This window comes from Mesorhizobium sp. M7A.F.Ca.CA.002.04.1.1, assembly GCF_004022805.1.
GTDB lineage: Bacteria > Pseudomonadota > Alphaproteobacteria > Rhizobiales > Rhizobiaceae > Mesorhizobium > Mesorhizobium ciceri.
Map to the genome: position 1 here is coordinate 1 of NZ_RZPL01000131.1, position 10,157 is coordinate 10,157.

The following is a 10,157-nucleotide window of genomic DNA, read 5'->3' on the forward strand; positions in this document are numbered from 1 at the left end:
GCACCAGGCCTATCTTCGTCTCATGCAACTCGTTGATCAGCGCCATGTCGGAGAAGATGTCGGTGTCGCCCATGTGATATAGCGTTTTGTCTTCCGCGAAATGCAGGACGAGGCCGCCCGGATTGCCGAGATAGGTGTTCTGGCCGCCCTCGCCCGGGAACGAGGATGAGTGCAGCGCCTGGACAAAAGTGGTGGTGAAGCTGCCGCAATCGACGGTGCCGCCGATGTTGCCGGGATTGATCTTCTTGTCGCTGACGCCCTTGCCGACCAGATACATGCAGATCTCGAAATTGGCGACGAGCTGGGCGCCGCTTTTGCCGAGCACCTCCACCGCGCCGCTGATGTGGTCGCTGTGGCCATGCGTCAGCAGCACATGCGTGACACCCTCAGCCGGGCCCTCCCAGCCACCCGTCCATGACGGATTGCCTATCAGATAGGGGTCGATGAGGATCTTGGCATCAGCGGTATCGATCCGAAAGGCCGAGTGGCCGTACCAGGTCAGTTTCATGAATGCATTCCTCGATTTTTGACTTGCCAAAGGATAGAACGCCAATGGCCCCGAGATCAAAGGGTTACTTGTCCGCCACGCGTTTGACAAAACACCTGGTGGTGAAAGGCGAAGGACGGCCGGTGGGCATTATCGCGATCGAAGAATTGCCGGCGCGGTTAGCCGGCGGCAAGACGCTGGCGGGGCTTGACCTCGGCGACAAGACGATCGGCGTCGCGGTCTCGGACCAGAGGTTTTCCTTCGCCCATCCGCGTCCGGTCATCATGCGAAGGAAATTTTCGCTCGATGCGGCGGTGCTGCTCGCCTTGCTGCAGAAGGAGAATGCCGGCGCCGTGGTGATTGGGCTGCCGATCAACATGGACGGCTCGGAAGGTCCGCGTGCGCAGAAATCGCGCGCCTTCGTCCGTAACATGGCACAAATGAGCGACCTGCCCTTCGTGCTCTGGGATGAAAGGCTATCGACGGTCGCGGCCGAAAGGACGCTGATCGAGATGGATTTCTCGCGCCGCAAGCGCGCCGGCAAGATCGATTCGGCGGCAGCCGCGTTTATTCTGCAGGGAGTTTTGGACCGGCTTCAGTCGCTCCACGCATCCGCTCGAACGGAACCGGATCCGCCCAGCGCTGTCTGACCCAGCCGGCGATTTCGCGGCGACGGCGGAATGCCCAAAGCGCCATCAGCAGCAACCCGTCGAAGACGCACGTCTTCGCCACCATGCCGGGGATGATCGCCGGATCGATGCCGAGCATCTGACCGTAGAGCCGGAAGAAGAAGTCGTGCATCTGTCGGCTGAGCATCGCGTAGCCGAAATTGATGTCATTGGCCGACAGATAGAACCAGCCCCAGAAAATCGCCATCGGCGCCGCCCAGCATCCGAAGATGTAGCGCATCAGCGGCCTCCCCTGGGATTGGAGCCGGTTTTGGACACCGTTCGGCCTGATATGAGTGAAAGCAGCGAATTGTGGGCTGCGGCTTTTGCCATGCCGTGCGCGACGGCATGGATCTCGCCTTCGCCCGAAGCCGCTGCCGCAACCACGGACCGCCGTTCGGCAAGCATGGCGACATAGGATGCCAGAAGTGCTGCCAGCTGCACGGCAACAGCCATGAACAGCCCGTTTATGCCTTGCGCAGCACCCCCGATGACGATCAGCGACAACACGCCGGACGCGCAGATGAAGGCGATGCGGGCAACGCTGTCGGCGTCCGGGCTGGTCGCGTCGTTGACCAGGGCTTCGACAAAGGCCCAGAAAAACAGAACCGCGACGACCAGCAATGCGGTGGCAAGCGGCGCCACGACAACGAAATTGTCGAGGTTGACGAAGCGGGTACCCTCGATTGTGGCACCGATCACGCCGAGCGCCGCCGCCACACCACGGTTTCCGTCGATGCAGATGAGCGCAAGCAGGGCGAAAACAATCGTCCAGTGCAAGGTCAGAAAAGAGGTCAGTACCTGTCGCATCGGTGTTCCTGCTTCGCAAAGCAGGAGACGGCCAATCTGAACCATTGCCTGCTTGCGCCGGGACAGTGGGCCTTGCCGCTCGCCATCGCAACGGAAACCATTTGTTAAGGTTAACGGAAATTAGCCATATGCGAGAGGATACGGACCAACGCCTCAAAACTGTGGATGGCGCCGGTTTTTGCGATGCTCGCGGCTCAGTTCACTGGCGGATAGAGCGTGTCGATGATCATGCGTGCATCGTGGCGCGAATCGATCATGCCATAGGTGTTGCGCCATTGGCCGGCCAATCGCGTCTCGACGAAAGCGTCGGCGATCCGCCCTGCCCCCAGACGGCGCAATTCCGCCGCCGCAGCCGACAGAGCCAGCTGCTCGGTGAGCAGCCGAGCCGAACCTTCGTCGGTTGAAGCGACCTGCATCGCCGCCTTCAGCACGCCGATCGTGCCGCGTCCGCCGGCGCCGAGATCGCGGTCGATGCCGGCCAGCACATCCTCGAACAGGCCGGGCGCACGGCCAAGCACGCGCAGCACGTCGAGCGCCATGACATTGCCCGAGCCCTCCCAGATCGCGTTGACCGGGGCCTCGCGATAATAGCGGGCGAGCGGCGCCTCCTCGACATAGCCATTGCCGCCGAGGCACTCCATCGCCTCATAGAGCAAAGGCGGCGCGATCTTGCAGACCCAGTATTTGACGACCGGCGTCATGGCGCGGGCAAACGCCGCTTCACCGCGGTCGCTGGCCGCCTCGTCGAAGGACCGCGCCAGCCGGAACGACAGTGCGGTGGCGGCGGCGACATCGAGTGCCATGTCCGCCAGCACGCGCTGCATCAACGGCTGCTCGATCAGGGTCGAACCGAACACCTGACGATGGCGGGCATGATGAACGGCCTCGGCGAGGCCCGCGCGCATGATCGCCGACGAGGCGATGGCACAATCGAGCCGGGTGAGCGTCACCATGTCCATGATCGTCTTCACACCGGCACCGGGTTCGCCGACCATCTCGCCGATGGCATTGACGAATTCGACTTCGGAGGATGCGTTGGAACGGTTGCCGAGCTTGTCCTTCAGCCGCTGGAAGCGGAAGCCGTTGCCCGAGCCGTCACCGAGAACGCGCGGTACGAGGAAGCACGACAGCCCCTCCGGCGCCTGCGCCAGCACCAGGAAGGCATCCGACATCGGCGCCGACATGAACCATTTGTGCCCGGTCAGACGATAAAAACCGCTGCCGGCGCGTTCCGCCCTCGTCACATTGGCGCGCACATCGGTGCCGCCCTGTTTCTCGGTCATGCCCATGCCGAGCGTCAGCCCGGTTTTCTCGACCGGCGGCTTTTGGCTCTGGTCATATTTGCGCGTCGTCACGCGCGGCGCCCATTCACGAAACAGTTTCGGGCTGGCCATCAAGGCCGCCAGCGAAGCGTTGGTCATGGTGATGGGGCACAGATGCCCGGTCTCGAGCTCCGCCGTCAGATAAAACCGGGCGGCACGGACCTGATGGCGGCGGCCGATCTCGGTGTCGCCGTTTTCCCACACCGAGGAATGCAGCCCATTGGCCACGGAGCGGCGCATCAAGGCGTGATAGGCGGGATGGAACTCGACCACGTCGATGCGCCGTCCTTGGCGATCATGCGTCCTCAGCTTCGGCGTCTCGACATTGGCGAGGCGCGCCAGTTCCTGCGCCTCCTGCGTCAGCACGAAACGGCCGAGACCGTCGAGTTCCCGGCGCACCGGATCGGAAAAACGCTCCGCGAGCTGGATCAGCAACGGATCGCCCCGCCAGGCGTTGCCGCCCGTCAGCGGCGGCGGCTGGTTCGTCACGTCGTCGGTCACGCCCAATCCTTCTATCGTCAGAAAGCCACGAATCCGAGGCTGTCGGCTAGATATAGCCAAGCCATGCAGCGCGCGCGATGAAAATACCGGCCGATACAATCGGCCATCTACACGAAAAAAATGAGGAGAACGGTTCCAATGCAAAGCTGGCGCTTGCAGCCGCAAAGTCTCCACCCTATAGCAGCCCCTTGAGATGACCGACGCTTCGTCCCCCTATCCTCAACGCCATCTTCTGGGCATCCGCGACCTTTCCCCTGCCGACATCGAGCTGTTGCTCGACAGGGCGGACCGGGCGGTCGCGATCTCGCGGCAGTCCGAGAAGAAAACCTCGACGCTGCGCGGCCGCACACAGATCAACCTGTTCTATGAAGCCTCGACGCGCACGCAGTCGTCGTTCGAACTGGCCGGAAAGCGGCTTGGCGCCGATGTCATGAACATGTCGGTGGCAAGCTCTTCGGTGAAGAAGGGCGAAACGCTCATCGACACGGCGATGACGCTGAATGCCATGCGGCCCGACATATTGATCATCCGCCACCAGTCGGCCGGTGCGGCCGCGCTTCTCGCGCAGAAGGTCGGCTGCTCCGTCGTCAATGCCGGCGACGGCGCGCATGAGCACCCGACACAGGCGCTGCTCGACGCGCTGACCATCCGCCGCGCCAAAGGCCCGCTGTCGAAGCTGATCGTGGCGATCTGCGGCGACATCCTGCATTCGCGCGTGGCGCGCTCCAACATCATGCTGCTCAACGCGCTCGGCGCGCAGGTGCGCGTCGTTGCGCCGTCGACGCTGCTGCCCACTGGCATCGAGAAGATGGGCGTCATCGTCACCCGTTCGATGGCCGAAGGCCTCAAGGACGCCGATGTGGTGATGATGCTGCGCCTGCAGCGCGAGCGCATGGAAGGCGCCTTCGTGCCTTCGGTGCGCGAGTATTTCCGCTATTTCGGCCTCGATGCGGAAAAACTGAAGGCGGCCAAAGACGACGCGTTGGTGATGCACCCCGGACCGATGAACCGTGGCGTCGAGATCGCTTCGGAAATCGCCGACGGCCCGCAAAGCGTCATCCAGGAACAGGTCGAAATGGGCGTTGCTGTGCGCATGGCGGTCATGGAAGCGCTGCTCGATCCCCGTCGCAATCAAGAGGGCCGCGGCGCATGAGCATAACGGTCTTTGAGCGCGCCCGCATCGTCGACCCCTCGCGCGGCATGGACGAGATCGGCGCCGTCATCGTCGATGGCCGCAAGATCGTTGCCGCCGGCAAGCCAGCGCTCAACCAGGGCGCGCCCGAGGGCGCCACCATTATCGACTGCGCCGGCAAGGCGATCATTCCAGGCCTTATCGACGGCCGCGTCTTCATCGGCGAACCGGGCGGCGAGCATCGCGAAACCATTGCGTCGGCGAGTGTCGCGGCGGCGGCTGGCGGCGTCACCTCCATCGTCATGATGCCCGATACCGACCCGGTGATCGACAATGTGGCGCTTGTCGAGTTCGTGCTGCGCACCGCCAAAGACACGGCTATCGTCAACGTCTTTCCGGCTGCGGCGATCACCAAGGGCCTCGACGGGCGCGAGATGACCGAGTTCGGCCTGCTGCGCGAAGCCGGCGCGGTCGCCTTCACCGATGGCCGCCACACCATATCGAGTGCGCTGGTGATGCGCCGCGCGCTGACCTATGCGCGCGACTTCGGCGCCACCATCGTGCATGAGACGCAGGATGCGGACCTCGGTTCATCCGGCGTGATGAATGAAGGCCTCTACGCCAGCTGGCTCGGCCTTTCCGGCATTCCGCGCGAGGCCGAATCCATCCCGCTGGAACGCGACCTTGCGCTGGCGCGGCTGACGCGCGGTTCGTACCATGCGGCGAAGATCTCGACGGCGATGGCGGCAAACGCCGTGACGCGTGCCAAGGCCGACGGGGCGACGGTGACGTCGGGCGTGGCGATCCACAATCTGTCGCTCAATGAAAACGATGTCGGCGAATACCGCACCTTCTTTCGCCTGACGCCGCCATTGCGTGCCGAGGAAGACCGGCTGGCGATGATCGAGGCGGTCAGGGACGGTACGATCGACGTCATCGTCTCCTCGCACGATCCGCAGGATGTCGACACCAAGCGCCTGCCCTTCGCCGATGCGGCGGCCGGCGCCATCGGGTTGGAGACGCTGCTGGGCGCGGCCTTGCGGCTCTACCACAATGGCGACGTGCCGTTGCTGAGGCTGATCGAGACCCTGTCCACGGCCCCGGCAAAACTGTTCGGACTGCCCGGTGGCACGCTGAAGCCCGGCGCTGTCGCCGATCTTGCGCTTGTCGACCTCGACGAACCCTGGATCGTCAGCGAAAGCGGCATTCGTTCGCGCTCAAAAAACACCTGTTTCGAAGGTGCGCGCCTGCAAGGCAAGGTCTTGCAAACGCTGGTTGCGGGCCGCACAGTGTTCTCCGTCTGAGCCGGACAACCCGCGCACCGCGCCTGATCCGGCCAAACTGGGGGAAATGCGGGGGAAACAATGACTTACAGCCTCATCCCAGCGCTTGTGTTCGGCTATCTCCTGGGCTCGATTCCGTTCGGACTTCTGCTCACCCGCGCGGCCGGCCTTGGCGATGTGCGCCAGATCGGCTCGGGCAACATCGGCGCCACCAATGTTCTGCGCACCGGCAACAAGGGCCTAGCCGCGGCGACGCTGTTGCTCGACGCGCTGAAGGGCACGGCCGCCGTGCTGATTGCTGGCTATTTCGCGCCTGACCTGGCGATCTGGGCCGGTCTCGGCGCCTTTCTCGGTCATCTCTTCCCGGTATGGCTGGGCTTCAAGGGCGGCAAGGGCGTCGCCACCTATCTCGGCGTGCTGATCGGCCTTGCCTGGCAGGTAGCGCTGATCTTCGCCGTCGTCTGGCTGGTGATGGCATTCCTCTTCCGTTATTCCTCGCTTGCGGCGCTGACGGCGGCGGTCATCGTGCCGATCGCCCTCTATGTCCTGAGCACGCCGCAAATTGCCGGATTGTTCGTGGTGATGAGCGTCATCGTTTTCATCAAGCACCGGGAAAACATTTCGCGCCTGCTTGCCGGCACCGAGGGCAAGATCGGAGCCAAGGGATGAGCGAGCCGACCGCCGGGCCGCGCCTCAGCGACCGGCAGCGGCTGAGCTGGCTACGACTGATCCGCACCCAGAATGTCGGCCCTGCCTCCTTTCGCGACCTGATCAACCGCTTCGGCTCAGCCGAAGCGGCGCTTGAAATACTGCCGGAACTGATGATTTCGGGCGGCGCCATCCGGATCGCCCGCATCCCGTCCGTTGCCGAGGCCGAGGCCGAACTGGAAACAGCTGGAAAGGCCGGCGCCCGCTTTGTCGGCATCGGTGAAGCAGACTACCCACCCCTCTTGCGCAACATGGATCATCCGCCGCCCCTGCTGGCGGTAAAGGGCAACGCAGCTGTTTTCCGGCTGCCGGGTGTCGCCATAGTCGGGGCACGCAACGCGTCGCTGGCCGGCATCAAGATGGCGCGCATGCTGGCAGCCGACCTCGGCCGCGACGGCTACGCAATCGTCTCCGGCCTGGCGCGCGGCATCGACACAGCGGCGCATCAGGGCAGTCTTGCGACCGGCACGATCAGCGTGCTGGCCGGCGGCCTCGACCAGCCTTATCCGCCTGAAAATGCAGGCCTGTGCGAAGAGATTGCCGAGCGTGGCGCCATCATTTCGGAGATGCCGTTCGGCTGGCAGCCGCGCGCTCAGGATTTTCCGCGCCGCAACCGCCTTGTCGCGGGTGCGGTCCTTGGGCTGGTGGTGGTCGAGGCAGCGCAACGCTCTGGGTCCCTGATCAGCGCCAGGCTTGCCGGCGAAATGGGCCGACTGGTCTTCGCTGTACCGGGCTCACCGCTCGATCCACGCGCCGCCGGCGCCAATGGCCTGCTCAAGGATGGCGCCACCCTGGTCACCGAGGCATCGGATATTTCCAGGGCAATCGCGCCGCTGACCGGCATGCGGGCGCCCGACGTGCCGCCGTTCGAAGAGCCGCCCGACTTCTTGGCCGCACCACCGCCCGGCGAAAGCGATCGCGCCCGAGTCATCGAGGCGCTCGGCCCGACGCCCGTCTCGGTCGACGAGATCATCCGCCACACTGGCCTGCACCCGGCCCAAGTGTTCATGGTGCTGCTGGAACTCGACCTCGCCGGCCGGCTAGAACGCCATGCGGGAGGACATGTTTCGCTGGTGTTTGGGGATTCTTCTGTCTGACCGACACCTCCGGTGTGACGCTGTTCGCTTCCCAGCAAGAAGATTCGCCCACGTCATCCGGGGACAGAAAAAACGCACCAACCAGATTTACAACTGACATGTTAGTGAGATATCACTGCCTTCGAACTTCTTTTCGGAGACTCCCGGTGACATCACGTTTTGGCCTTTCGGCCGCCCTCGCCACGCCTTTCGATGCCTCCGGGCAGATCGCCACCGCCCTCATGGTCGCCCAGGCCAAGCGTTGCCTGGCGGAGGGGTGCACCAGTGTTACGCTTTTTGGCACCACCGGCGAAGGCGCATCGGTTGGCACCGGGGAGCGGCGGTCGGTGACCGAAGCCATGCTGGCTGCCGGCATCCTGCCGCATCAGCTTGTTGCCGGCGTGCTGGTCGATGCGGCCGAAGACGCCGCTGAGCAGGCCCGGCATGCCTTGCAGCGCGGCGCCCGCAACATTCTGCTGGCGCCGCCGAGCTACTTCAAGAATGTCGGCGACGATGGTCTTTTCGGCTGGTTTTCCACTGTCTTTGCCGTGCTCGGTCCCCTCGCCCGTGGCGTTCTGCTCTACAACATTCCGTCGGTCACCATGGTGCAGCTCTCGCTTGACCTGATCGGCCGATTGCGTACGGCTTTTCCGGATGTCATTGCGGGGGTCAAGGATTCCGGCGGGGATTGGGACTACAGCGAGGCGCTGCTCGGCGCCCATGGCGATCTGGTGATCTTGATCGGTGACGAGCGGCATCTGGCACGAGCCGTGCGAATTGGTGCTCAAGGCGCAATCTCCGGCATGGCCAATTTCGTTACCAGCGAAATCCGGGCCATGGCCGGGGACGGGCGCGACGACACACGCGTCGAGCGTTTCGTGCTCGAATTGCTCAAACACCCGGTAACGCCGGCGGTGAAGGTCATGGTGGCGCGCAAAACCGGCGACGACCGCTGGCTGGCGGTCCGTCCGCCGCTGGAGCCGATCGGTTCGCAGGGGCGACAACAGCTGGCTGACGCCTATGATGGGCTGTTTGCCAGGGAATCAGCCTGACCGGCAAAGGGATACGCGCTGAAATGGAAGACGGCAGCGAGCCGACCACGCTTAGGGAAAAAGCCTATGCCAGCTTCACGCGGCATTTGCTGGCCCGCGATCTGCTGCCGGGCCAGTTCGTATCGCAGCGCGAACTGGTCGCCTTCACCGGTCTGCCGCTCGGCGCCATTCGCGAAATCGTGCCGCGTCTCGAGGCCGAAGGGCTTCTGACGACGATCCCGCAGCGCGGCATGCAGATCGCCCATATCGACATCAGCCTGATCCGCGAGGCTTTTCAGTTCCGCCTGTTCATGGAACGCGAAGCGGTGGCGCTGTTCACCGTCAGCGCTTCCGATGACGAACTTGCCCGCCTGCGGCGTGAACACGAGGAGATGCTGGCTCAAGCCCTTTCGCAGGCGCCGACGCCGGAAATGGAAGCCAGGGCGCAGAGCATCGACTGGGCGATGCACGACACTTTCATCGATGCGCTGGGCAACGAGATCATCGCCAAGGCCTATCTGGTCAACTCGGTGAAGATCCGGCTGATCCATCAGGAGCGCTTCCGCATCGACGGGCGCGTCGTGCCGGTCATGCGTGAGCACCTTGCGGTCATCGAAGCCATGGAAAGCCGCGACCCGCAGAAGGCGGTCGAGGCGATCAGCCTGCACATCGACAAGGCGCGCCGGCTGGCGCTGCAAATCTGAGGAAGCATGAGCCGCGTCGCGGTCGCGACGCATTCGACAACGACAGCAACCGGGAGGAAGAAATGTCGTCCAATCTGTTCAACCCAACCAGGAGGCAACTCCTCCAGGGAACCGCGGCACTTGCCGCCGCCGGCCTTGTGGGTGTTCGCCCAGGCTTTGCCGCGGCCGTCGACTGGAAGCGCTTTGCCGGCACGACGCTCGACGTCAATCTGGTGAAAAGCCCGCGCAGCGACACCCTGATAAAATATCTCGCCGAGTTCGAGGAGTTGACCGGGATCAAGGTCAATGCCGAGGCAACGCCTGAGCAGCAGCAGCGCCAGAAGACGGTGATCGAATTGAGCTCCGGCAAGCCGAGCTTCGACGTCGTGCATCTGAGCTACCATGTGCAGAAGCGGCAGTTCGAAAAAGGCGGCTGGCTTGCCGACATATCAGGCT

General features: G+C 63.8%; 12 protein-coding genes. 8 read left to right on the top strand and 4 right to left on the bottom strand.

Annotated elements, in window-relative coordinates:
• Positions 1-508, bottom strand: a 508-nt coding sequence (locus ENZ75_RS09655) for a metal-dependent hydrolase (protein ID WP_128278058.1), incomplete at its 3' end; no start/stop codon positions are given.
• Positions 509-630: 122 nt separating this feature from the next.
• On the opposite strand from ENZ75_RS09655, the gene ruvX reads away from it, so the two are divergent.
• The gene (gene ruvX / locus ENZ75_RS09660; RefSeq protein ID WP_063170231.1) at positions 631-1,137 is read left to right on the top strand and encodes a Holliday junction resolvase RuvX; all 507 of its coding nucleotides are present in this window, start codon (positions 631-633) and stop codon (positions 1,135-1,137) included.
• Here the strand turns inward: ruvX and ENZ75_RS09665 are convergent.
• The 3 genes from ENZ75_RS09665 to ENZ75_RS09675 form a co-directional block, all read right to left on the bottom strand.
• Positions 1,055-1,396: a DUF6105 family protein gene (locus ENZ75_RS09665; RefSeq protein WP_063167955.1), complete on the bottom strand. Its 342-nt coding sequence runs from the start codon at positions 1,394-1,396 to the stop codon at positions 1,055-1,057. The two genes, ruvX and ENZ75_RS09665, sit on opposite strands and share 83 nt — an antisense overlap.
• Positions 1,396-1,965 carry a hypothetical protein gene (locus ENZ75_RS09670; protein ID WP_013531792.1) on the bottom strand — a complete coding sequence of 190 codons (570 nt, stop codon included), beginning with the start codon at positions 1,963-1,965 and terminating at the stop codon, positions 1,396-1,398. The genes ENZ75_RS09665 and ENZ75_RS09670 overlap by 1 nt, the downstream gene beginning before the upstream one ends.
• Positions 1,966-2,159: 194 nt before the next feature.
• Entirely contained in the window at positions 2,160-3,788 is a 1,629-nt protein-coding gene (locus ENZ75_RS09675; protein WP_013531793.1) for a DNA alkylation response protein, read from the bottom strand.
• Between the two features lie 193 nt (positions 3,789-3,981).
• On the opposite strand from ENZ75_RS09675, the gene ENZ75_RS09680 reads away from it, so the two are divergent.
• From ENZ75_RS09680 to ENZ75_RS09710, 7 genes are all read left to right on the top strand, one after another.
• Positions 3,982-4,941 (top strand): aspartate carbamoyltransferase catalytic subunit, encoded by a 960-nt coding sequence (locus ENZ75_RS09680; RefSeq protein ID WP_063167954.1) that lies wholly within the window; start codon positions 3,982-3,984, stop codon positions 4,939-4,941.
• Entirely contained in the window at positions 4,938-6,224 is a 1,287-nt protein-coding gene (locus ENZ75_RS09685; RefSeq protein ID WP_063167953.1) for a dihydroorotase, read from the top strand. Before ENZ75_RS09680 ends, ENZ75_RS09685 begins: the two co-directional genes overlap by 4 nt.
• 60 nt (positions 6,225-6,284) lie before the next feature.
• Positions 6,285-6,872: a glycerol-3-phosphate 1-O-acyltransferase PlsY gene (plsY, locus tag ENZ75_RS09690; protein WP_063167952.1), complete on the top strand. Its 588-nt coding sequence runs from the start codon at positions 6,285-6,287 to the stop codon at positions 6,870-6,872.
• Positions 6,869-8,008, top strand: coding sequence for a DNA-processing protein DprA (dprA, locus tag ENZ75_RS09695; RefSeq protein ID WP_063167951.1), 1,140 nt, complete (start codon positions 6,869-6,871; stop codon positions 8,006-8,008). Before plsY ends, dprA begins: the two co-directional genes overlap by 4 nt.
• Before the next feature lie 146 nt (positions 8,009-8,154).
• Positions 8,155-9,039: a dihydrodipicolinate synthase family protein gene (locus tag ENZ75_RS09700; protein WP_063167950.1), complete on the top strand. Its 885-nt coding sequence runs from the start codon at positions 8,155-8,157 to the stop codon at positions 9,037-9,039.
• 23 nt (positions 9,040-9,062) lie between these two features.
• The gene (locus ENZ75_RS09705; RefSeq protein ID WP_063167949.1) at positions 9,063-9,722 is read left to right on the top strand and encodes a GntR family transcriptional regulator; all 660 of its coding nucleotides are present in this window, start codon (positions 9,063-9,065) and stop codon (positions 9,720-9,722) included.
• A 62-nt stretch (positions 9,723-9,784) separates the two neighbouring features.
• Positions 9,785-10,157: extracellular solute-binding protein (locus ENZ75_RS09710; RefSeq protein ID WP_128278060.1), on the top strand; the 373-nt coding region annotated here is incomplete at its 3' end.

Bases quoted from the DNA above. Each gene is read 5' to 3' on its own strand.
- ENZ75_RS09665 (WP_063167955.1), bottom strand. From the start codon at position 1,396: ATGCGCTACATCTTCGGATGCTGGGCGGCGCCGATGGCGATTTTCTGG.
- ENZ75_RS09685 (WP_063167953.1), top strand. From the start codon at position 4,938: ATGAGCATAACGGTCTTTGAGCGCGCCCGCATCGTCGACCCCTCGCGC.
- ENZ75_RS09705 (WP_063167949.1), top strand. From the start codon at position 9,063: ATGGAAGACGGCAGCGAGCCGACCACGCTTAGGGAAAAAGCCTATGCC.
- ENZ75_RS09670 (WP_013531792.1), bottom strand. From the start codon at position 1,965: ATGCGACAGGTACTGACCTCTTTTCTGACCTTGCACTGGACGATTGTT.
- ENZ75_RS09680 (WP_063167954.1), top strand. From the start codon at position 3,982: ATGACCGACGCTTCGTCCCCCTATCCTCAACGCCATCTTCTGGGCATC.
- plsY (WP_063167952.1), top strand. From the start codon at position 6,285: ATGACTTACAGCCTCATCCCAGCGCTTGTGTTCGGCTATCTCCTGGGC.
- dprA (WP_063167951.1), top strand. From the start codon at position 6,869: ATGAGCGAGCCGACCGCCGGGCCGCGCCTCAGCGACCGGCAGCGGCTG.